Origin of the sequence: Tardiphaga sp. 619_E2_N8_4 (genome assembly GCF_051810905.1) — a bacterium.
In the GTDB taxonomy this organism is placed as follows: domain Bacteria; phylum Pseudomonadota; class Alphaproteobacteria; order Rhizobiales; family Xanthobacteraceae; genus Tardiphaga; species Tardiphaga robiniae.
Genome location: NZ_JBPWQJ010000001.1, coordinates 5,371,621 through 5,394,380, shown reverse-complemented (window position 1 = coordinate 5,394,380; position 22,760 = coordinate 5,371,621). Strand labels below are relative to the sequence as shown.

Genomic DNA, 22,760 nt, shown 5'->3' with positions numbered 1-22,760 from the left:
CGCTCGCGCTTGCGAGCGAACCCGGAATCCCATCATGTTCAGCACTGCGTCGTCGCAACACGGTGCGCGTCATGCCCTATTACGTCTACATGCTCGCTTCGAAGAAGAACGGCGTGCTGTATATCGGTATCACCAACGATCTCGTCCGGCGCGTCTACGAACACAAAACGAGCCCGGTGAAAAGCTTCACCTCGCGCTCCAATGTTTCCTTGCTCGTCTGGTTCGAAGTGTACGACGATCCCCTGACTGCGATCAGCCGAGAAAAGGAACTCAAGAAATGGCGACGCGCCTGGAAGGTCGCGCTGATCGAGGTGAGCAATCCCGAATGGCATGATTTGTACGATTCGATCGTGTAAGAGCAGAACATGACGGGATTCCGGGTTCGCCCGCCAAATGGCGAGCGCCCCGGAATGACGGCATGGGGCAGGCCGTTGTTGGAGCCTGTGCAACACGTTATTCTGGGCCATGGCGAAGACATCAAAAATCACTCCCCCCGACATCTCCACGCTCACGAAGCCCAAAGCGAAGATCGAGCTGATGCGGTTGTCGCTGGAGATGGAAGCGCACAACAAGCGCTACTATCAGGACGACGCGCCGACGGTGTCGGATGCGGAGTACGACGCGCTGCGTCGCCGGGTGGAGGCGATCGAGGCGAAGTTTCCCGATCTCGTCACCGGCGCGTCACCGACACAGACGGTCGGCGCGGCGCCCGCGCGCGGCTTCGCCAAGGTGCAGCATGTGGTGCCGATGCTGTCGCTGGGCAACGCGTTCAGCGATGAGGAAGTGACCGAGTTCGTGGAGCGCATCCAGCGCTTCCTCAAGCTTGATGAAATCCCCGCCATCGTCGCCGAGCCGAAGATCGACGGTCTGTCTCTGTCGCTGCGCTACGAGAATGGCGAACTGATCCGCGCCGCCACGCGGGGCGACGGTTTTACGGGCGAGGACGTCACCGCCAATGTTCGCACCATTAAGGACATTCCAACTACGCTGAAAGGCAAGCACATCCCTGCCGCCTGCGAGCTGCGCGGCGAGGTCTACATGCTCAAGAGCGACTTCCTCGCGCTCAACAAGAAGCAGGAAGACGCCGGCGACACTGTGTTCGCAAATCCGCGCAACTCGGCAGCGGGCTCGTTGCGCCAGAAGGACGTGGCGATCACGGCGTCACGCCCGCTGAAATTCTTCGCCTATGCTTGGGGCGAGATGTCGGACTATCCGATGCAGGAGCCGACCCAGCACGCGATGATCGCGTGGCTGGACAAGGCCGGCTTCACGGTCAATCCCGAGATCACGCTCTGCAAGAGTGTCGACGATGCGCTCGCCTTCTACCGCCGCATCGGCGAGATCAGGGCGAAGCTCGGCTATGATATCGACGGCGTCGTCTACAAGGTCGACCGCATCGACTGGCAGGCGCGGCTCGGTTTCGCCGGCCGCGCGCCGCGCTGGGCCATCGCGCACAAATTTGCGGCCGAGCAGGCGACGACGGTGCTGGAAAAGATCGACATTCAGGTCGGCCGCACCGGCGCGATGACGCCGGTGGCGCGGCTGACGCCGATCACCGTTGGCGGCGTCGTGGTGTCGAACGCGACGCTGCACAATGCGGATTACATCAAGGGCATCGGCAATGACGGCCAGCCGCTACGCGACGGCGTCGACATCCGCGAAGGCGACACGGTGATCGTGCAACGCGCCGGCGACGTCATCCCGCAGGTCGTCAATGTTGTCCTCGACAAGCGCCCGAAGAGCGCAAAGCCGTATGAATTTCCCACCAAGTGTCCGGTCTGCGGCAGTCACGCCATCCGCGAGAATGACGAAGTCGTCACGCGCTGCACCGGCGCGCTGGTATGTCCGGCGCAGGCGGTCGAGAAGCTCAAGCATTTCGTCTCGCGCCTCGCCTTCGACATCGACGGGCTCGGCGACAAGCAGATCCAGGAATTCTACGACGAGGGCATCATCATGCATCCCGTCGATATCTTCACGCTGGCCAAACGCGACGAGCGCAACACCAAGAAACTGCGTGACCGCGAAGGCTATGGCGAGACCTCGGTGCGCAACCTGTTCGCCGCCATCGATGACCGCCGCAAGGTTGAGCTCAATCGCCTGATCTTCGCGCTCGGCATCCGCCATATCGGCGAAGGCAATGCCAAGCTGCTGGCGCGACATTACGGCTCATTCACCGCGTTCCGCGATGCGATGCTGGCGGCCGCTGCGGGGCAGGGCGGCGAGGAGAATACGTCTGAAGCCTATGCCGATCTCAACGCCATCGACGGCGTCGGTGAAATCGTCGCGGACGCGGTGGTCGAGTTCTTCGCCGAGAAACGTAACGTCAAGGCGCTCGACGAATTGCTCGGCGAGATCGAGGTGCTCGATGTCGCACAGGCCAAGACCGATACGCCGGTCGCGGGCAAGACGGTGGTGTTCACGGGCTCGCTGACCAAGTTCACGCGTGATGAAGCCAAAGCCGGTGCCGAGCGTCTCGGCGCCAAGGTCGCAGGCTCGGTGTCGAAGAAGACGGACTATGTCGTCGCGGGTGAGGACGCCGGTTCGAAACTCACCAAGGCACGCGATCTCGGCGTCGCGGTGCTCACGGAAGACGAGTGGCTGGCGCTGATCGGGGGGTAGGGGCGGTCGGGTTCGGGCATTTTCCGGCGCGCCTTGCCCACACTCGCCATTTCGGGTGTTGTCTTGGCTCGTCATTCCGGGGCGCATGAAAGCGGCAACGCCGCTGAAATGCGAACCCGGAATCCCGGAGTGTTTTGCGCTGAACATGCCGAGATTCCGGGGTCGCGATACGCCGCCTTCGGCGTCTCCTCGCGCCCCTGAATGACAGTTTGGCGCACCCAAACATTTATTCCTATATCCCGTTGACAATATCTCCGCCAGGTTTATATTCCCTTCCGTCCTGCCCCACCGAGAGGGGCGATCGCGATCGTCACGTTCGCGGGGTGGGATGCGGTGGACGCCGGAGATGCGGCGTCGCGCGGTTCATGGGGGAACGTCTGTCTTCGGGCAGGACGGATCTGCGCCAGCACTGCCACTGGTAAGGAGACGGCCGACCTTGGGATGGAAAGACTCTCTGGACAGTGTGACGGACGACCAAATTGAAACGCGTTCGGCCAAGTGCTTTGCGGCTACCCTGTCCCTCCGCCCTGGGACATTAATTTTGGTGATGGGACCGTTCGCCATGGCAGATGTGCAGGCAACCGAAAAAACACCGCAGGCGGAACGTCGGGCACTCGCTCGGCGCCTCCGAAAGTCCTGATGCACTCTCAATTGCGGAAGACCGCATTCGCATCAGGCCCAAGGGTGCAACGGGCACCCGGCGTTCCGCACGCCCTCTCGCAAGAGGGTGGGAATGCAAGAGACGACGGCGCCCCCGCGCCGCAAACAATGGGGGTGATGACGCATGTCTGAAGAGCAGTGGCTGTTTGACAGTTGAATCTGAACTAGCGTGACGCGCGAACGCCAAAACCAAACGCCGTCATGCCCGGCGCATACCGGGTATCCACGCCTTGGCCACAAAAGAAGACGTGGATGGCCGGAACAAGTCCGGCCATGACGAACGAGAGAGTGATGCGTAGGATGGGTAGAGCGCAGGCGCGTTTGCGCCGAAGCGAAACCCATCAATTGCAAGCCAGGAAAGCGATGGGTTTCGCGAAGACGCTCTACCCATCCTACGCGATCACAACAACCCGCTCTCTTCGCCTTCGGCCTGCTCGATCAGTTCTTCCGTCACCACGGTCTTGCGGCGGGGGACCAGAAAGATCATCGCGGCGGCGCCGCCGCAGGACAGCACGACGAGCGCGATATTGAGCGGCACCGGTGTCGCGAAATGGCCGCCGAGCCAGGCGCCGAATTGCGAGCACAGCGAACCCAGGCCCATCTGCAGGAAGCCCATCATGCCGGATGCCGTGCCCGCGGCCTGCGGGCGAATGCTGAGCGCACCCGCGGCGCCGTTCGACATCACGAAGGCATTGCCGAACATCACGATCATATGGGTGAGGAACAGCCAGGCCGGATTCTGGTTCAGGCCGGTGAGACCCCAGACCACGTTGAGCAGCGCGCCGCCGAATTGCAGCGCGAGGCCAAACCAGATCAGTTGTTCGATGGTCCGGCGCGGCGCGAAGCGCACGCAACACAGATTGCCGACGAGGTAAGCGAGGCCGGACGTCGCGAACCATGCGCCATATTCGGCCGAGGTACGGCCCATCTGCGTGACAACGACATAAGGGCCGCCGCCGGCAAAGGTGAAGATGATCCAGGAGGCCACGACGTAACACAGCAAATAGCCGATGAAGGTCCGGCTGCGCAGCAGGACGCGGGAGTCGGCGATGAAGCCGCCGCCGCTCACGTCACTGGCTGCGCGCCGTCTCGTTTCGGGCAGGAAGAATGCGATGGCCAGTGTCACGACAACAGACGAAGCGGTGACGACGTAGAAGATCGCGCGCCATCCGAAGCCGGTTTCGAGCAGACCGCCGGCCAGCGGGCTCAGCATCTGCGCGATCATCATCACGGCGATGACGAGACTGATCATCGCGCCGACGCGTTCGCGCGGATAGAGATCCCTGATGATGGCGCGGCTCATCACCATGCCTGTTGCGCCGCCGAGCGCCTGAAAGAACCGTGCGGCGATCAGCTGCGGCAATGTGAGCGCAAAGCTGCTGCCGATGCCGGCGATCACCATCAGGCCGAGACCGGCAAGCAGCACCGGGCGTCGGCCGAATTTATCGGACAATGGCCCCATGATGAGCTGCGAGAAGGCGAGGCCGACCATGTAGAGCGACACCGTCATCTGCGCGATGGAGATATCGGCGCCGAAGGTGCGGGCGAGTTCGGGCAGCGCCGGCACCAGCATATAGAGCGAGATCGGCGCGATGCCGGTCATCACCACCAGCAATAGCAGCATCACCCGCGATTTGGAGAGGTCGACGACGTCGACTTTGGGAAAAGGCGGGCTGTAATTCACGTGGTGGCTGTTCTCTCGCTATTGCGGCTGCGTCAGCGGCTCGGTCGCCGCTTCGAGCCAGACGTGCGTCGCTTCATCGTCGAGCAGCGGCATCACCTCGCGGCGAACGCGGGCGTGATAGTCGTTGATCCATTTCAGCTCGCGCTTGCTGATGCGATGCGTATTGATCAGCCGGCGGTCGATCGGCGCCAGTGTCAGCGTCTCGAATTCATTCATCGGCTGCTCGGCGCCCTCGATATGGGCTTCGACCACCAGTTCGAGATTCTCGATGCGAATGCCGAAGGCGTCGGTCTTGTAGTAGCCGGGCTCATTGGAAAGGATCATGCCACGCTTGAGCGGCGTAGTGCCGAGCTTGGAGATCCGCGCCGGGCCTTCATGCACCGAGAGATAACTGCCGACGCCGTGGCCGGTGCCGTGGGCGAAATCGAGGCCGGCATGCCAGAGAAACTGCCGCGCCAGCGTATCGAGCTGTGCGCCGGTGGTGCCGTCGGGAAACGCGGCGCGTGCGATGGCGATATGACCGCGCAGCACGCGGGTGAAGCGGTCGCGCATCTCGTCGGTCGGCTCGCCGATGGCGATGGTGCGGGTGACGTCGGTGGTGCCGTCTTCGTATTGCGCGCCGGAATCGATCAGCAGCAGATCACCCAGCACGATACGGCGGTTGGTCTTGCGGGTGACGCGGTAATGCACGATGGCGCCGTTCGGCCCGGTGCCGGCGATGGTCGGAAACGAGACATCCTTCAGCGCGCCGGTCTGGCGGCGGAAGGTCTCCAGCGCCTCGACGGTGTCGATTTCGGTGAGCTTGCCCTTCGGTGCCTCGCGGTCGATCCAGGCGAGAAACCGTGCCAGCGCCACGGCGTCGCGGCGATGCGCGGTCTGTGTGCCCTTGATCTCGACGGGATTCTTCACTGCCTTGAGCAGAGCGATGGGATCATTGCCGCGCACGGGCTTGCCGCCACTAGACGTGATCAGCCGGCTCAGCGCATCGGCGGCGGTCGCATTGTCGAGTGCGATGGATGCGCCGGAGCCGGCGAGATCGCTCAGCGTCGCAGTCAGCGCATCCGGCTCCTGCACATCGGCCGAGACTTCCAGATGGTTGCGCGTGCTGTTGGAGAGCTTGCGGTGGTCGATGAAGATCTGCGGGCGGCCGTGTTTCGGCACCAGCGCATAGGACAGCGGCAGCGGCGTATGGGAGACATCCGCGCCGCGGATGTTGAAGGCCCAGGCCACCGCATGGGAATCCGACAGCACCAGCGCATCGACGCGCAGGCGCTCCATCTCGCCGCGGATCTGGGCGAGCTTGTCGGCTTCGGAAACGCCGGCATAGTTGAGCGGGTGAATCGATACCGCGCCGAGCGGCGGCGCCGGGCGCTCGGCCCACACCGAATCGAGCGGATTGCTGTCGACCGCCACCAGTTCGGCGCCGGCCTTGGCGCAGGCCGCTGCCAGCCTCTCGGCTGCCGCAGAAGTGTGCAGCCATGGATCAAATCCGAGGCGGTCTTCGGGCTTCAGGTGATCCGTAAGCCAGCTCTCCGGCGGCGGCTCGACCAGCGACTGGATGCTCCACGCATTCACATCGACTTGTTTGGCCGCCTGCAGCGTATACCGGCCATCCACGAACACGGCGGCGTCCTGCAACAGCACGATCGCCATGCCGGCCGATCCGGTGAAGCCGGTGAGCCAGGCCAGCCGCTCGTCGGAGGGCGGCACATATTCGTTCTGCTGCTGATCGGCGCGGGGAATCACGAAGCCTGTCAGTTTCCGGCGCAACAATTCCTCGCGAAATGCGGCCAGCCGCGCAGTCAGCGCCACGCCGCTTTCGGGCTCTTCGAACGTCTGGAAATGGGCTTCGAACATCGCGGGATCATCCTATGGGTGCGCTGTCAGGCCTGCAATCGAGGGGCAGGGTTGCGCAGATTTGGCACAAGTTATGCTTGAAATCTGATGGTTGTGTTCAACCGGATGGAACAACGTCCCCCGGCTCGTGTTGTCGGTGCGATGCTTGGCCATTCAGAGTGTCTCAACTCAACGAAGAGGGGATACACAATGCCTGCTTTTACGTTCGAGAAAATTTCGCCACCCCCCACGCTTGGCCATTCCCAGCCTACCCAGGTGCAGTCCACCCAAACTCCGCCCAGTCAGCCAAATCAACGCAGCGGTATCATCCAGATTCTGGGCCGTTTCGTCGAAGCCCGCGTGACGCGCGTCGAGCGGCTGGAAAATGCAGTGCTTCGTCGCCGCGACGTGCCGCCCCCGAAGTAGCAAAATCAGCCGTCAGCTTTAGCCAGATCGCCCGTCATTATTCCGGAGTTCGGAAAATGACGAGTGGCGTATCAGCCTGCGCGCTGCATCAACAGGCTGCTCCAGCCCTCAACGATCTGATGCTTGCGGAGCACCAGCCCGCGGGCGCGATAGGCGGCGATCACGCTCATCGCCTGATGCGGCAACAGGCCGGATAGGATCACCATGCCATTGCGCGTGAGGTGCCGGCTCATATCGGTCGACATCGCCCGCAGAGGATTGGCGAGGATGTTCGCGAGGATCAGATCGAACGGCGCGCGATCGCCAAACGCCGGCGAGGAGAAGCCCGTTGCGCAAACGGTATCGACGAGATTGCCGACGCCGTTGAGCCGCATGTTCTCGCGCGCCACCTTCACAGACATTGGGTCGATATCGGTCGCGAGCACGCGGCGTTTCGTGGCCTTCGCAGCAGCGATGGCCAGCACGCCTGTGCCGGTCCCCAGATCGAGCATCCGTTTCGGTGCCTTCGCGCGCAGCACATAATCGAGATAGATTAGGCAGCCGCGCGTGGTGCCGTGATGGCCGGTGCCGAAAGCGAGTGCGGCTTCGATCTCGATCCCGAGTTGATTGGGCCGTACTTGGTCCCGGTCATGCTGGCCATGGACGATAAAGCGGCCGGCGCGCACTGGCACCAGACCCTTGAGGCTCTCCTTGACCCAGTCCTTGGCCTCGATGCTGTCGAACACGATGCTCGCCGCCACGGTGTCATCCGAGGCAAGGCTGACGAGCTCGCGGATCGAGGCTTCGTCCGGCGGATCGGCGAAATGGACGGTGACGTCCCAGCGGCCCTCGGGGCTCTCAAATGCAGCAATCGCGGCCTGGCCCTCCTCAAAACTCTCGGTGAGGAGATCGACGATGCGCTTGGCGCTGAATTCGTCGCCGACGGCGAAGGTGGCGCGGCTGGTTCCTTGAGGTGCGGTCATCGCGGGTCCGGGTGGCGTCGTGAACAGGGTCTGCACAGCTTAGGCGCGCTTGGTACAGGGTTTATACCGGCGGGGATACAGGGGCGATACAGCGGCAGCGCACAGGGTTATGAGCCGATTATACCGCCGTCCTCCCGAGCTTTCGCACAGGCTTGTTCAGGACTCATCCACCGCCTGTTCACAGGCTTATCCACAGGATGTCCTCAGGCGAACAGCGCCCGGTGGTCCCTCAGGATCGCCTTGGCCGCATTGTGGCCAGGCGCGCCCGTCACGCCGCCGCCGGGATGTGCACCGGAGCCGCAGTGATAGAGCCCCTTCAGCGGCCCGCGATAATCCGCATGGCCGAGCATCGGGCGGGCCGAGAACAGCTGGTTGAGGCTGAGCGCGCCGTGGAAGATGTCGCCGCCGAGCAGGCCGAAGTCGCGCTCCAGATCGAGCGGTGACAGCGCCTGCCGGCCGATCACGCTGGCGGCAAAGCCCGGCGCGTAGTCGTCGACGGTCTTGATCATCAGGTCCGCGACCTCGTTCCGATGGTCATCCCAGGATGCGCCGTTGGGGAGTGTCGGCGCAACATGCTGGCAAAAGAGACTGGCGACGTGCTGGCCTGGTGGGCTGAGGCTGTCATCAAGAGTGGAGGGGATCAGTACTTCGACAATCGGCTGGCGGCTCCAGCCGTGCTGTTTCGCATCGAGCCAGGCGCTATCCATATAGGCGAGACTTGGCGCGATGATAATGCCCGCCGAGAGATGGTCGCCGTTGCCAGGCAGTGCGGTGAATGAGGGCAGGGTGCTCAGCGCAACATTCATGCGGAACGTGCCGGAGCCGTTGCGCCAGTTGCGGATGCGATCGAGGAACGGCTTGGGCAGCGCATCCGCCGGCATCAGCCGTGTATACAGCAGCTTCGGATTGACGTTGGAGGCGACATATTTCGCGCGGATACTCTCGCCATTGTCGAGGATGACGCCGACGACCTTGTCGTTCTCCACGAGCACTTCGCGCACGCCGTTGTCGAGTTCGATCTGCACGCCGTGCGAGCGTGCCGCGGCGGCCATGGCCTGCGTGATCGCGCCCATGCCGCCGATGGCATGGCCCCAGACGCCTTTCTTGCCGTTCACCTCGCCGAAGGCATGGTGCAGCATCACGTACGCCGAGCCAGCAGCGTACGGGCTCGCATAGTTGCCGACCACGGCATCGAAGCCGAACAATGCCTTGACCAGATCGTGTTCGAACACATCGTCGAGCATCTCGCCGGCGGAGCAGGTGAACAGATCGAGCAATACGCGCTGCTGTTCGATGCTCAGTGCATTGAGAATCTTCGCGGTGCCGAGCGCATTGATGGCTTCGCTGATCGCGCCGAGACCGAAACCTTGCACGACGTTCGGCGGTGAACGCAGCACGAAATCCCTGAGCACATCGGCGATGACTTCGAGCTCATGCGAGAACGCGCCAATCCGCTCGGCATCGCGCGCGTTGAGCTTGGCAACCGACTGTTGCGTGCGGCCTTCACCTGTCAGGAGATAGCTGCCGTCCGGTGCGGGAATGAAATTCTGCGCCTTGCGCTCGACGATCCGCAGGCCGTGTTCGGCGAGCTTCAGATCAGAGGCGATCTGCGGGTTGAGCAGGCTGACAGTGTAGGCCGCGACCGAATTGCGGAAGCCGGGATGAAACTCCTGTGTCACCGCGGCGCCGCCCACGACGGAACGTCGTTCGACCACCTTCACGCGCAACCCGCTCATGGCGAGATAGGCCGCGCAAGTGAGGCCGTTATGGCCTGCGCCGATGATCAAAACGTCGGTGTCTGACATGTCCGCTTCAACAAAGCCTGCTAGAGCGTTTTCTTGCGAAGTGGCGACCGGTTCGCATTAAGAAAACGCGTCAAACGAAAATAGGGCCCTCTTTATCGAAGAGGCGCGCGCGCGGCACAAGGCCGCCCATCACGATTGTGGTTCCATAGTTAGCGCACATTGCCCGAAACGGTGCCATATGCTCCATTCCCGCCCGCCGGCTACCGGCCGGATTCTCGCTTTTCTGCCGTGCAATATGCTGGAGCCTTCATGAGTTCGTCGCAGCCCGTCGCCGCCCCAAACTCGGCCTCCCGCAATCGGCTCCTTCTGGTGGTTTACACCGCGGCGATCTTCACCAGCGCGCTGCTGTTGTTCTCGGTGCAGCCCCTGTTCACCAAGATGGTGCTGCCGCGGCTCGGCGGGTCGCCGGCGGTATGGTCGGTGGCGATGGTGTTCTTCCAGTCGCTGCTGCTCGGCGGCTACGCCTATGCCCACTACCTGATGCAATTGCGCAGCCGGCTGGTGCCGATCGTCGTTCATCTCCTGCTGCTGATCGTTGCGCTGCTGACGCTGCCGCTGTCCATCGCATCGGGTTGGGGCACGCCGCCGGAGAGTGGCTATGCGTTCTGGTTGCTCGGCCTGTTCGGGGTGTCCATCGGTCTGCCGTTCTTCGCGCTCGCTGCGAACAATCCGCTGCTTCAGGCCTGGTTCGTGCGGACCAGCCATCCCAACGGTCACGATCCGTATTTTCTCTATGCGTCGTCGAATATCGGGAGCTTTCTCGCTCTGCTGACCTATCCGGTGCTGCTGGAGCCGATGTTTTCGCTGCGCACGCAGAACCTGATCTGGACGTCCGGCTATGGCCTACTGATCCTGCTGATCGCCGGCTGCGGCGTGTTGCTGCTGAAGTCGCCGCCGGTTGCCGTCGCTGCACCGGGGGCTGATGCCATCGACGCGCCGGCGCCGAGCTGGGCGCTGCGTGCACGCTGGATCTTCCTCGCGGCTGTCCCATCCGGCCTGCTGATCGCGGTCACCGCGCATATCTCGACGGACGTCGCTGCGGCGCCGCTGCTCTGGGTGCTGCCGCTGTCGCTTTATCTGCTGACCTGGGTGCTGGTGTTCCAGTCGCGCCCGCTGCTGCCGCACTCATGGGTCCTGATGTTGCAGCCTCTCGCGATTGCCGGCGTGGTTGTCCTGCTCGCAGTTGGCGGCGAACAGAATCTGCTGCTGACCCTCGGTGGTCATCTGTTGTGCTTCTTCATTATTGCCATGGCGTGCCATGGTGAATTGGCCCGGCAGCGTCCGGCTGCTCGGTATCTCACGGGCTACTACGTCGCACTCTCATTCGGTGGCATGGTCGGTGGTCTGTTTGCTGGCCTGATCGCGCCATTCACATTTTCATGGATCGCGGAATACCCGATCCTGATCGCATTTGCCGTGCTGTGCAGGCCGTCTTTGCCGGAGCGGTATTCCGGCTGGGCGCGCTGGTACTGGATCGCACTGGTCATCGCCGCGGTGGCGCTGATCGCACCGAGCTATACGACTGGCAAGCTGTTTACATGGATCGAAGCCCAGCGCGTCTATGTCGTCAGCGCTGTTGCCATCGTCAGCATGATAATTGCGATCCTGCTAAGGGCCGATCGGCTCAAGCTCGTGGCGATCACTGTTCTTGCGCTGGCGCTGATCCGTTTCTACCCGGCGGACGATGGTCGGGTCGAAACCGTGCGTAGTTTCTTCGGCGTGCACAAGATCGTGGTGACGCCGAACAACCAGTATCACGTGCTGATGCATGGCACGACGATCCATGGCGCCGAGAAATATCTCAATGACGATGGCACGCCGGTGACCGGCCGGCCGGAGCCGATCTCCTATTATTACAAGGACGGTGGAATCGGGCAGGCGATCACGGCGGTGCGCGCCCGCAAGGGGGCGCCGCTTCGCGTGGCGGTGATCGGCCTCGGTTCGGGGTCTCTCACCTGCGCGTCGGCGCCCGGCGAGGACTGGAAGTTTTTCGAGATCGACCAGTCGATGGTAGATACCGCCAAGGATCCGAAATATTTCAGCTACATCCAGAAGTGCGAACCCGACGTCAAGCCGGTGATCGGCGATGCACGGCTCACTTTCGCGAAAGAGCCTGACGGCGTCTACGATCTCATCATCGTCGATGCCTATTCGTCGGACGCGATCCCGATCCATCTGGCGACCGAGGAAGCGATGGAGATTTACAAGGAAAAGCTCGCCCCGCAGGGCGCCGTCGTCATGCATGTGTCGAACCGGCATCTCGAACTCGCCAGCGTCGTGGTCGGCATAGCCGATGCCAATGACATGAAGAGCTGGGTCTATTCGGAGGATTCCGGCCGCGACAACGAATATATCTTCTCGACCAATGTGGTCATCTCGGCCCATGACGCTGCCGATGTCGGCTCCATCGCGACGTCATCGCAATGGGTCCTGACCGAGGCGAACGACGATCAGCGAGTCTGGACCGACGACTATTCCAACGTGCTCGGCGCCGTGTGGCGCCGGCTACGGGACGGGGATAACTGAAGCGTTTTCAAGCGAAGTGGATGCCGGTTCGCGTCAGGAAAACGCGTCACACATCTTCGCTCAGTTGTCCCCGAAGAAGCCGCGCGGCTGATACGGCCGCGGCGCGTAGGCCTGCGGCGGATATTGCCGGCTGTAATAGCCACGATTGGCGTAATACTGCTGGGTCTCGGCTTCCGTCATGCGGCGATAGCCGGGAGGGGCCGGATAACGCTGACCGTCATTGCCATCGGCCGGATAGATGTAACGATCGTCATCCGCCGGCTGTACCTGACGTGCGACGCGGCGGTTCGGTGCCACGGCCTGCGGCGTGAGATCCATGGGATTGCCGGCGGCGTCATACGACGGTGAAGCAGGAGCGATATCGCGGCGGGCGACGGCAGACGGCTTCGCCGGGCGCGGGTTGCGGGCGAGGGCGACCTGCGAGGAGCCCGTCAGCGTGACGGTGGTGTTGAGCACCCCGTCGGCCTTGACCATGGCGAACAAGGTCGCGGCATTCTCGCGCGACAGCCGGACGCAGCCGTGAGAGGCCGGCGAGCCCAGGCGATTCACGGAATCGGTGCCGTGGATGGCGTGGCCCTTCTTGGTGAAGAAGATGGCATGGGGCATTGGCGCGTCGTCGAATTCCTTGGAGAAGTGATCCTCCTCCATGCGGAATGTCTGGAAGCTGCCATTCGGGGTCTCGTAGGACGGAATGCCTGACGAGACCGGCCAGCGATATTTCTCGACGCCGTCCTGAACGACGGTCAGCTGCTGGGCATCCTTGTCGACGGTAATGGCAATCTTGGCCTGCGCAGTGCTGGTGGCGGCGAAAACGGCGAGACCCGCAAGGGTCATGTAAAACGAACGCATCTTACCTTGGCCTCCGGGCCGTAACCTGTTGTACCGCCTGCCGTCCCTGACCCAATATGCATACCGGGCGTTCGGGTTTCCAGTGACAGTTTCGTGCATCCTTAATGTTGGGCTAGGCGGCACCAAGGCGGCGACCGGGCCGAAAGAGGGCTCGGCCCGACCCGAGGATGCGCGATAGGAAGCTTCTCAGGAAGGCAGATGGAACCGGTTCCTAGGTCGCGCGTTGCCCTCCCACAATCGCAAGCGGCGAATTCTCGTCGCTCAGAGGGAAGCTCCAGATGACCGTTAAGACCGCTGTGTTGCCGATCAGTTCATCGATGAAGACCCGCCTGGCGTTCGCCGCGGGCGTGCTGGCTCTGGTCGCCATGCCGCATTTTGCGCAGGCGCAGGGCGTATTCCGGGGTGGTGAGCAGGGTGCCAACCAAGGTTACCGTGACGGCAATCGCGCCGCCGGACCGGTCGGCGGTGTGGTCGGTGGCGCAGTTGGCCTCGGCGTCGGCGCGGCCGTGGGCGGCGTGAAGGGTGTGCTTGGAATTCCCGAAGGCCGACGGACCCAGTGCCGTGGGTATTACAACCGCCATGGCAAATTCCGCTGCTATCGCTAAGCGGATATTGATTTGAAATGAAAATGGCCCGGTTCAAACCGGGCCATTTTTGTTATCAGCGATTTCAGTTTTTCAGTTTGTAACCGGTCTTGAAAATCCACCAGACGACCAACATGCAAATCACCAGGAACATGCAGGTGACGCCGATGCTCCAGCCGACGCTGACGTCGGAGATCTCGTAGAAGCTCCAGCGGAAGCCGCTGATCAGATACACGACCGGATTGAGCAGCGTGACGGTCCGCCAACCCGACGGCAGCATGCTGACGGAGTAGAAGCTACCGCCCAGGAAGGTCAGTGGCGTCACCACCAGCAGCGGGATCGCCTGCAGTTTCTCGAAACCGTCAGCCCAGATGCCGATGATGAAGCCGAACAGGCTGAACGTCACTGCCGTCAGCACCAGGAAGGTCAGCATCCACCACGGATGCAGGATGTGCAGCGGCACGAACAGTCCGGCGGTGGCCAGAATGATCAGGCCCAGCAGGATCGACTTGGTCGCAGCAGCACCGACATAGCCGAGCACGACTTCGACGTAAGACACCGGCGCCGACAGCAATTCATAGATCGTACCGGTGAATTTGGGGAAGTAGATGCCGAACGAGGCGTTGGAAATGCTCTGCGTGAGTACCGACAGCATCACGAGACCAGGCACGATGAAGGTGCCGTAGCTGACGCCCTCGATGGAGGTGATGCGCGAGCCGATCGCGGCGCCAAACACCACGAAATACAGCGAGGTGGAAATCACCGGCGAAACGATGCTCTGCAGCACGGTGCGCCAGGTGCGCGCCATTTCGAACAGATAGATGGCGCGGACAGCTCTGAAGTTCATGTTACTTCCTCACCAGGCTGACGAAGATGTCTTCGAGCGAGCTCTGTGTGGTGTCGAGATCGGAGAAGCGGATGCCGGATTCGCGGAGATCGCCGAGCAGGCTGGTGATCCCGGTGCGCTCGCTCTTGGTGTCGTAGCTGTAGATCAACTGATGGCCGTCCGCTGCCAGTTCGAGGTTGTAGTGAGCCAGGCTGGCTGGAATCTCCGTAACCTTGCCTTGCAGATACAGCTTGAGCTGCTTCTTGCCGAGCTGCTCCATCAGCTTGGTCTTTTCCTCGATCAGGATGATCTCGCCTTTGTTGATGACGCCGATGCGGTCGGCCATCTCCTCGGCTTCTTCGATGTAATGCGTGGTGAGGATGACCGTGACGCCGGCAGCGCGCAGCGTGCGCACGACTTCCCACATGCCCTTGCGCAATTCGACGTCGACGCCGGCAGTGGGCTCATCGAGGAACAGGATCTGCGGTTCGTGCGACAGCGCCTTGGCGATCATCACGCGGCGCTTCATGCCGCCGGACAGCGTGATGATCTTGTTATCCTTCTTGTCCCACAGCGAGAGGTCTTTCAGGATTTTCTCGATCAGCGCCGGGTTCTTCGGCTTGCCGAACAGGCCGCGGCTGAAACTGACCGTGGCCCAAACCGATTCGAAGGCGTCGGTGTGCAGTTCCTGCGGCACCAGCCCGATCAGCGACCGCGCGGCGCGATAGTCCCGGGCGATGTCGTGACCATCGACCATGACCTTGCCGGAGGTGGCATTGGCGATGCCACAGATGATGCTGATCATCGTCGTCTTGCCAGCGCCGTTCGGCCCCAGCAGCGCGAAGATCTCGCCGCGGTTGATGTCGAGGTCGATACCCTTCAGGGCCGTAAAGCCCGAGGCATAGCTCTTGGTCAGATTGGAAACGGAAATGATGGGAGACATCGGCGATATGATCGTTCGAAAAGGGGAAGGCAGAGGACCGGGCGGTCATACCGGGATGCACGAACGGCGCAGCCGAAACGGCTTTGTCGGGCGCGGGGTGCGTACATAGGAATGCAGATGCGCCGGCGCAATCGCGGAACAGGCGATTTTAGGGCTATTCTGCGGCTTCGTAGTCGATCTCGACAATCGTGCCACCGTCGGCCGCATCGGCAAATGCAGGGTCGCTGGTTAATTGCTCGATGGTGCGCGGCGTCGGAAGGCCGCTCGAGCCGTCCGGATTGCGCCAGTCTCCGGCCGCGTATTCGAGCGTTTCCTCGGCTTCCTCGATGGCTTCATCGAGGGTGTCACCGGCGGTCACGATGCCGGGCAGGTCGGGAAAGGAAACGTTGAAGGTGCCGCTGGCGTCCTTCTGAATGAGCGCAATATAGACCGGCATTGTCAGACACGTTCCACGAAACTGTCGACGACCTTCTTCTCCCCCGCCTTCTCGAAGACGATGGTGAGCTTGTTGCCGTCGATCTTGGTCACATTGCCGTAGCCGAACTTCTGGTGGAAGACGCGATCCTGCAGCGTGAAGTCGGACTCCGTGCCGGTGGACTTCGCGATCAACTCGCCCTCGATAGTCATCGGCCGCTTGTTTCGCGATGAAGAAGAGCCGCCGAAAGGCGACTGGCCTTCGCTGAAGCCGCTGCCGCCCTGTCCGCCGCGCGAGCGGTTGGCCTGCGCGCGCTGCCAGCCCGGTGTCGAATAGCTCGATCCGAACGATTCCACGTTGTCGAAGCGTGATGCGCCGTAGCCGCCTGCGCCGCCCCAGCCCGAACCGCCCTTTGATTCCGTGATCTCGACATTGGCCGCCGGCAATTCATCGAGGAAACGCGACGGCATCGTCGTGTTCCAGGTGCCGTGAATGCGCCGGTTGGTGGCGAAATAGAGTTTGGCGCGGCGGCGTGCGCGGGTGATGCCGACATGGGCGAGGCGACGCTCTTCCTCGAGCCCGGCGCGGCCCTGATCGTCGAGTGCCCGCTGATGCGGGAACAGGCCTTCTTCCCAGCCGGGTAAAAATACGTTGTCGAATTCGAGGCCTTTGGCGGAATGCAGCGTCATCACCGACACGGCATCCTCGTCTGCACCGCCCTCGCGGTCCATCACCAGCGAGATGTGTTCGAGGAAACCCTGCAGGTTCTCGAACTCCTCCATCGAGCGCACGAGTTCCTTGAGGTTTTCAAGGCGGCCAGCGGCGTCGGCGGAGCGATCCTTCTGCCACATATCGGTGTAGCCACTCTCGTCGAGCACGACTTCGGCGAGTTCGGTATGCGGCATCACTTCGCTTTGCTTGCGCCAGCGTTCGAAGCTCATCATCAGGTCGCGCAGGCTGCCGCGCGCCTTCGGCTTCATCTCGTCAGTCTCGACAACCTGACGTGCAGCCTCCGACAGCGGAATGCGACGCCGGCGGGCATGATCGTGCAGCATCTGCACCGTGGCATCGCCGAGGCCGCGCTTGGGCACATTGACGATGCGCTCGAAGGCGAGATCGTCGGCCGGCGAATTGATCACGCGCAGATAGGCCAGTGCGTCGCGGATTTCGGCACGCTCATAGAAGCGTGGACCGCCAATCACGCGATAGGGCAGGCCGAGCGTGACGAAGCGGTCTTCAAACTCGCGCATCTGGAACGAGGCGCGGACGAGGATGGCGATGTCGTTGAGCTTGTTACCCTCGCGCTGCAACTGCTCGATTTCTTCGCCGATGGCGCGGGCTTCTTCCTCGGAATCCCACGAGCCGGTGACGGTGACCTTCTCGCCATCGACATCTTCGGTACGCAGCGTCTTGCCGAGACGTCCCTCGTTGTGCGCGATCAGATGCGAGGCCGCGGCAAGGATATGGCCGGTCGAGCGGTAGTTGCGCTCCAGCCGCACGACCTTGGCGCCGGGAAAATCATGTTCGAAGCGCAGGATGTTGTCGACCTCGGCGCCGCGCCAGCCATAGATCGACTGGTCGTCGTCGCCGACGCAACAGATGTTTTTGAGCGGCACGGCCGGTTTGCTGTCTGCCGATGGCGCGTCCGCTTCCGGCAGCAAGCGCTGACCGGGCGCCTGCGACAGCAGCCGCAGCCACAGATACTGCGCGACGTTGGTGTCCTGATATTCGTCGACGAGAATATATTTGAAGCGCTGCTGATACTGCTTCAGCACGTCCGGATGTTCGCGGAACAGCCTGATACATTCCAGCAGGAGATCGCCGAAATCCGCGGCGTTGAGTGTCTTCAACCGGTCCTGATAGGCGGCATAGAGCTTGCCGCCCTTGCCGTTGCCGAACACGGCCGCTTCGCCGGACGGCACCTGCGATGGCGTTAGTCCGCGGTTCTTCCAGCCGTCGATCAGGTTGGCCAGCATTCGCGCCGGCCAGCGCTTGTCGTCGATATTGTCGGCCTGCAGGAGCTGCTTGAGCAGTCGGATCTGGTCGTCGGTGTCGAGCACCGTGAAGTTGGATTTCAGCTGCACCAGTTCGGCATGGGTGCGCAGGATGCGGCCACCGATTGAGTGGAAGGTGCCGAGCCACGGCATGCCTTCAACCGCCTGGCCGAGCATGATGCCGAGCCGGTGCTTCATCTCGCGCGCGGCCTTGTTGGTGAAGGTCACCGACAGGATTTCGGCGGGCCGCGCACGGCCCATGCTGAGGATGTGGGCGATCCGCGAGGTCAGAACCTTGGTCTTGCCGGTGCCGGCACCCGCGAGCACGAGGACAGGGCCGTCGAGCGTCTCGACGGCGTCGCGCTGCTCCGGATTGAGCCCGCTCAGATACTGTGCAGCTGGCGCCGCAGCGGCCCGCGCACGCGCGCCAATGCCGCCCGCCGCCGGCTGGTAGGCAGGGAGATCGTTGGCGGGCATTTTGCGTGCGTCACTCATGCGAATCGTATTCCGCCCACGTTGGCACCGTGGGGCCTTAAAGGGGAGCCTTCTTAGCAGGATAGGAGGGCATATAGGAGCGAGAGGCTTCTGGCGACAGACTTATCCCCGCATGGGGCTCATCTGACGCCCGTTGGCACGCAGGAGCGCTCTCGTTTCAGTGATGTTGGCTGGTACGTGGGTCGGGAACTTTCGTTTTCGCTCCGGCTTGTTTCAGCATCAAGCGCGACGGCGAATGCCGCGTCAAAAACCAAAAACTGAGGTTTGTGCCATGTTCAGCTGGGTCGTTACCTTCCTCGTCATTGCTCTCATTGCCGGCATTCTCGGCTTTGGCGGTGTCGCCGGCGCCTCCATCGAAATCGCCAAGGCGATCTTCTTCATCGCCATCGTCCTGTTCCTGATCTCGGCCGTTGTGGGCCTCGTCCGCGGCCGCACGCGCGTCTGACGGCTATTTCTTCGAGGGCATCCCGATCGATCGGCCGATGCCCTCCGGCCGCTCTGCGGAGTGATGTGCTTTGGCCAGCGCCTGCACGCGGGCGCTGATATCAGGCGGAAACGGCGCAACCTTCCGGGCGGCCATGTCCATGTGGAGCGTCATGTTCTCTGAGGTCGCCGACAGCCATCCCTCGGTGGCGTGGCGTAACTCCTTGAAGGTGTGAATGCGCTTGTCGTCTGCAGCGACAACCAGGATCGACACCTGCGCGGGATCACCGAGATGGATTTCCCTGACATAGCGAACATGGCATTCGGCCGTGAAGGTCGAGTTGTTGCGCGCCCTCATATATTCGGGACCGATCCCGATCTTGAGCCAAAGGTCGTCGATCGCTCGGTCGAACAGCACGTTGTAATAGGCCATGTTGAGATGGCCATTATAGTCGATCCATTGCGGTTCGATCTGCATGACATGCGCCCGGAAAGGGACGGGTTGCAGCAGATCGTCGGTTGCCTCAATCATCGGTAATTCCTGTCCCGCTCTCACGTCTCTTGACCCGTTATACAACCTTTGCCACGGTCCCGCCGCGTCGGAGGGACTGCTGTGGCTAGCATTGCGAACAATTTGAAACGACCGGAGCCGAAGGCCTTGGCCACGGCGCTTGAAGCGCTGACGGCGCGTTTTGGCAATCGGCTGGTGACGTCGCAGGCGGTTCGCGAGCAGCATGGCCATACCACGACATGGCTTGCCAACCAGCCGCCGGATGGCGTCGTGTTCGCGCAGGAAACCGCGGATATCCAGGACGTAGTCCGGATTTGTGCAGCGAACAAAGTTCCGGTGATCGCATTCGGCACCGGCACGTCGCTGGAAGGTCAGGTCAATGCGCCGGCAGGCGGCATTTGCATCGACATGCGCGACATGAACCAGATTCTGGAAGTGCACAGCGAAGACCTCGACTGCGTGATTCAGCCCGGCGTCACCCGCAAGGCGCTCAACGAAAATCTGCGCGATCAGGGCCTGTTCTTCCCGATTGATCCCGGCGCCGATGCGTCGCTTGGCGGCATGGCGTCGACGCGCGCCTCCGGCACCAACGCAGTGCGTTACGGGACGATGCGCGACAACGTGCTCGCGCTCAAGGTCGTGCGCGCCGATGGTGAGATCATCAAGACCGGCACCCGCGCGAAGAAATCCTCGGCGGGCTACGACCTGACGCATCTGTTTGTCGGTGCTGAGGGCACACTGGGTATCATCAGCGAGCTGACCATCAAGCTGCGTGGCATTCCTGAAACCATGGCTGCCGCGTCATGTTCGTTCGCCACGGTGGCAGGTGCCTGTCAGGCGACGATTCTCGCGATTCAGACCGGCATTCCCGTTGCTCGGATCGAGCTGCTGAACGAGGCGCAGGTTCGTGCCTGTAATTCCTATTCCAAGCTGACGCTGCCGGAAACGCCGCTGCTGCTGCTGGAATTCCATGGCAGCGAGGCCGAAGTGGCCGAGCAGTCGCGAAATTTTCACGAGATCGCACTGGAATGTGGCGGTGGCGATTTCTCATGGACGACGAAGCCGGAGGATCGCACCAGACTCTGGCAGGCCCGTCACGATGCCTATTGGTCGGTGAAGAGCATGCGACCGGGCTCCGATGTCGCGGCCACCGACGTTTGCGTGCCGATTTCCAAACTCGCGGAATGTGTCGCTGCGACGGAAGAGGATCTCGCGCGGCTCGGCCTGTTGGCGCCCATCGTCGGCCACGTCGGCGATGGCAACTTTCATTGCTCGATGGTCTGCGATCGCAACGATGCCAACGAGGTCGCCCGCGCTGAGGACTTCATGCATCGCCTCGCTCAACGGGCGCAGGCGATGGGGGGCACCTGCACGGGTGAACATGGCATCGGGCAAGGCAAGCAAAAGTATATGCAGGCCGAACTGGGCAGTGAGGCGCTCGACGCCATGCGGGCGCTCAAGAAGGCACTCGATCCCGACAATATCTTCAATCCCGGGAAAATCCTGCCGCAGGCGTGACGCCAGATTGCCGCATCCGGTCAGGCCGAATGCGGACGGGAAAATTCGGCAGCACCGGCGATGCTTAACTATTCTTAAAAAGTTTAAAGTTGTAGATATAATTATATACCAGCATGGATTGCGCTTTTCGGTTACGGAGGGTGCGATCAAAAAGCTTTGACGCAGAATGCGTCCAATAAAAAAGGCATCATCCGATGCGGCTACCGTTTTTCTATGGTTGGGTCATCGTCGCCGTCACGTTCGTTTCCATGGCCATCGGGGTCAATGCGCGGACATCGTTCTCGCTGTTCTTCCCGCCAATTCTCCAGGAATTCGGCTGGGACCGTGGCGTCACCGCCGGTGCCTTTTCATTCGGCTTCCTGATTTCCGCGATCATGAGCCCGCTGATGGGCAGACTGATGGATCGTGGCGGCCCTCGCGCGGTGATGGAGCTTGGCACCGTGCTGATGGCAGCCGGGTTGTTGCTGGCGCCGCTGACGACGCAGCCGTGGCATCTCTACCTGACCATCGGCGTTCTGGTCGGCGCAGGCAGCGTCTGCCTCGGCTATTCCGGACAATCGCTGTTTCTGCCGAACTGGTTCAGCCGCAAGCGCGGCCTCGCGGTCGGCCTCGCATTCGCCGGCGTCGGCATCGGTTCCGTAACGGTGCTGCCCTGGGTGCAGGTGATGATCGAGCAGACCGGCTGGCGCACCGCCTGCACCGCCGTGGGGCTCCTGGTGCTGGTTGTACTGGTGCCGATCAACCTGCTGCTGCGCAAGCGCCCGCAGGATATGGGGCTGCTGCCGGATGGCGATCCGGCACCGACGTCGTCGACGAAGCATATATCCAATGTGGTCGACCCGGTCTGGGCCAGTATCGATTGGACGCTGGCGCGCGCCGTGCGCACGACGCGGTTCTGGTGGCTCGCACTCGGCCTGTTCGGCGGGCTGTATGCCTGGTACGCGGTTCAGGTCCATCAAACCAAGTATCTGCTCGACATCGGCTTCACGCCGGGTGTCGCCGCCTGGGCGCTCGGTATGGTCAGTCTGTTCGGTGTGCCCGGCCAGATATTTCTGGGCCATTTGTCCGATCGCATCGGCCGCGAATGGATCTGGACCGTCAGCGGTGTCGGTTTCGCAATCTGCTTTGCGTCCCTGATTGCGCTGGAGTCCGTGCCGAGTCTGGCGCTCGTCTATGTCATGGTGATCTCGCAGGGCCTGCTGGGCTATGGCGTGACGTCCATCATGGGCGCCGTGGTTTCCGAGATTTTCCAAGGCGAGCATTTCGGCAGCATTTTCGGCACGCTCATGCTGGCCGCGCTGGCCGGCGGCGCCGCCGGTCCCTTGGTGACAGGTGTCCTGCACGACCACTTTGGTACCTATACGCCTGCATTTGCCCTTGGAATCGCAGTCAGCTTCCTCGCGACCTTCGCGGTCTGGATGGCGTCGCCGGGCAAGGTAAGGGCGGTGGCCGGACGTTTGCACCGCGCCCATGGCGCCGCAAAACCGCTGGAGCAGGGTGCTTCGACTTGATCGAAGCCGGGCGATTTGCCGCAAGCGGATGGCGAGGGATGGCTGATCTGGCCATGTATTGCGTGCTGTGACTTCGCCACAGTTGGTTCTATAAATAGATGCGTTCCCGCGTATTTCTGCGTGGCCCTGCAACGTCTGTAAGGCGTATTGCCCAGTGACGTGCTGCAATGCAC

18 protein-coding genes are annotated in these 22,760 nt (G+C 62.2%); 8 read left to right on the top strand and 10 right to left on the bottom strand.

The features are described 5' to 3' along the window. Nucleotides 1-71 precede the first annotated feature (71 nt). Together AB8A23_RS25720 and ligA are read left to right on the top strand one after the other, a co-directional pair. Entirely contained in the window at nucleotides 72-356 is a 285-nt protein-coding gene (locus AB8A23_RS25720) for a GIY-YIG nuclease family protein (protein ID WP_439057691.1), read from the top strand. A 109-nt stretch (nucleotides 357-465) separates the two neighbouring features. Then, nucleotides 466-2,619, top strand: a complete 2,154-nt coding sequence (gene ligA / locus AB8A23_RS25715) for an NAD-dependent DNA ligase LigA (protein ID WP_439057692.1) — start codon at nucleotides 466-468, stop codon at nucleotides 2,617-2,619. 1,060 nt (nucleotides 2,620-3,679) lie between these two features. Here ligA and AB8A23_RS25710 read toward each other — a convergent pair. Beyond that, complete coding sequence (locus tag AB8A23_RS25710; RefSeq protein WP_439060453.1) at nucleotides 3,680-4,903, bottom strand: multidrug effflux MFS transporter; 1,224 nt, start codon at nucleotides 4,901-4,903, stop codon at nucleotides 3,680-3,682. Between the two features lie 78 nt (nucleotides 4,904-4,981). Next, on the bottom strand, nucleotides 4,982-6,820 hold the full coding sequence (locus AB8A23_RS25705) for an aminopeptidase P family protein (protein ID WP_439057693.1): 1,839 nt from the start codon (nucleotides 6,818-6,820) through the stop codon (nucleotides 4,982-4,984). Nucleotides 6,821-7,009: 189 nt separating this feature from the next. On the opposite strand from AB8A23_RS25705, the gene AB8A23_RS25700 reads away from it, so the two are divergent. After that, a complete protein-coding gene (locus AB8A23_RS25700) occupies nucleotides 7,010-7,225 on the top strand; it encodes a hypothetical protein (protein ID WP_439057694.1) in 216 nt (71 codons plus the stop codon). Nucleotides 7,226-7,296: 71 nt separating this feature from the next. Here AB8A23_RS25700 and AB8A23_RS25695 read toward each other — a convergent pair whose 3' ends face one another. Together AB8A23_RS25695 and AB8A23_RS25690 are read right to left on the bottom strand one after the other, a co-directional pair. Next, nucleotides 7,297-8,187, bottom strand: a complete 891-nt coding sequence (locus AB8A23_RS25695) for a 50S ribosomal protein L11 methyltransferase (RefSeq protein ID WP_439057695.1) — start codon at nucleotides 8,185-8,187, stop codon at nucleotides 7,297-7,299. Between the two features lie 203 nt (nucleotides 8,188-8,390). Continuing rightward, a complete protein-coding gene (locus AB8A23_RS25690) occupies nucleotides 8,391-9,992 on the bottom strand; it encodes a phytoene desaturase family protein (protein ID WP_439057696.1) in 1,602 nt (533 codons plus the stop codon). Nucleotides 9,993-10,241: 249 nt separating this feature from the next. Between AB8A23_RS25690 and AB8A23_RS25685 the strand changes: the two genes are divergently transcribed. Continuing rightward, nucleotides 10,242-12,518, top strand: coding sequence for a spermidine synthase (locus AB8A23_RS25685; RefSeq protein WP_439057697.1), 2,277 nt, complete (start codon nucleotides 10,242-10,244; stop codon nucleotides 12,516-12,518). Nucleotides 12,519-12,578: 60 nt separating this feature from the next. Here AB8A23_RS25685 and AB8A23_RS25680 read toward each other — a convergent pair whose 3' ends face one another. Beyond that, on the bottom strand, nucleotides 12,579-13,367 hold the full coding sequence (locus tag AB8A23_RS25680) for a L,D-transpeptidase (RefSeq protein WP_439057698.1): 789 nt from the start codon (nucleotides 13,365-13,367) through the stop codon (nucleotides 12,579-12,581). A 278-nt stretch (nucleotides 13,368-13,645) separates the two neighbouring features. On the opposite strand from AB8A23_RS25680, the gene AB8A23_RS25675 reads away from it, so the two are divergent. Continuing rightward, nucleotides 13,646-13,972, top strand: a complete 327-nt coding sequence (locus tag AB8A23_RS25675; protein WP_089268246.1) for a hypothetical protein — start codon at nucleotides 13,646-13,648, stop codon at nucleotides 13,970-13,972. A 64-nt stretch (nucleotides 13,973-14,036) separates the two neighbouring features. On the opposite strand, the gene AB8A23_RS25670 is transcribed toward AB8A23_RS25675, so the two are convergent. The 4 genes from AB8A23_RS25670 to AB8A23_RS25655 form a co-directional block, all read right to left on the bottom strand. Next, nucleotides 14,037-14,798, bottom strand: a complete 762-nt coding sequence (locus AB8A23_RS25670) for an ABC transporter permease (RefSeq protein ID WP_093760486.1) — start codon at nucleotides 14,796-14,798, stop codon at nucleotides 14,037-14,039. A 1-nt stretch (nucleotide 14,799) separates the two neighbouring features. After that, nucleotides 14,800-15,720: an ABC transporter ATP-binding protein gene (locus AB8A23_RS25665; RefSeq protein ID WP_089268247.1), complete on the bottom strand. Its 921-nt coding sequence runs from the start codon at nucleotides 15,718-15,720 to the stop codon at nucleotides 14,800-14,802. A 154-nt stretch (nucleotides 15,721-15,874) separates the two neighbouring features. Further along, entirely contained in the window at nucleotides 15,875-16,156 is a 282-nt protein-coding gene (locus AB8A23_RS25660) for a type II toxin-antitoxin system HicB family antitoxin (protein ID WP_089268248.1), read from the bottom strand. Between the two features lie 2 nt (nucleotides 16,157-16,158). After that, on the bottom strand, nucleotides 16,159-18,624 hold the full coding sequence (locus AB8A23_RS25655; protein ID WP_439057699.1) for an ATP-dependent helicase: 2,466 nt from the start codon (nucleotides 18,622-18,624) through the stop codon (nucleotides 16,159-16,161). A 271-nt stretch (nucleotides 18,625-18,895) separates the two neighbouring features. Between AB8A23_RS25655 and AB8A23_RS25650 the strand changes: the two genes are divergently transcribed. Beyond that, nucleotides 18,896-19,069 (top strand): DUF1328 domain-containing protein, encoded by a 174-nt coding sequence (locus AB8A23_RS25650; RefSeq protein ID WP_309946607.1) that lies wholly within the window; start codon nucleotides 18,896-18,898, stop codon nucleotides 19,067-19,069. Nucleotides 19,070-19,072: 3 nt separating this feature from the next. On the opposite strand, the gene AB8A23_RS25645 is transcribed toward AB8A23_RS25650, so the two are convergent. After that, nucleotides 19,073-19,579, bottom strand: coding sequence for a thioesterase family protein (locus AB8A23_RS25645; RefSeq protein WP_439057700.1), 507 nt, complete (start codon nucleotides 19,577-19,579; stop codon nucleotides 19,073-19,075). Nucleotides 19,580-19,660: 81 nt separating this feature from the next. Here AB8A23_RS25645 and AB8A23_RS25640 point away from each other — a divergent pair, with 81 nt between their 5' ends. Both AB8A23_RS25640 and AB8A23_RS25635 read left to right on the top strand, forming a co-directional pair. Then, nucleotides 19,661-21,076, top strand: coding sequence for an FAD-binding oxidoreductase (locus AB8A23_RS25640; protein WP_439057701.1), 1,416 nt, complete (start codon nucleotides 19,661-19,663; stop codon nucleotides 21,074-21,076). A gap of 194 nt (nucleotides 21,077-21,270) precedes the next feature. Further along, complete coding sequence (locus AB8A23_RS25635; protein WP_439057702.1) at nucleotides 21,271-22,587, top strand: MFS transporter; 1,317 nt, start codon at nucleotides 21,271-21,273, stop codon at nucleotides 22,585-22,587. Nucleotides 22,588-22,760 lie beyond the last annotated feature (173 nt).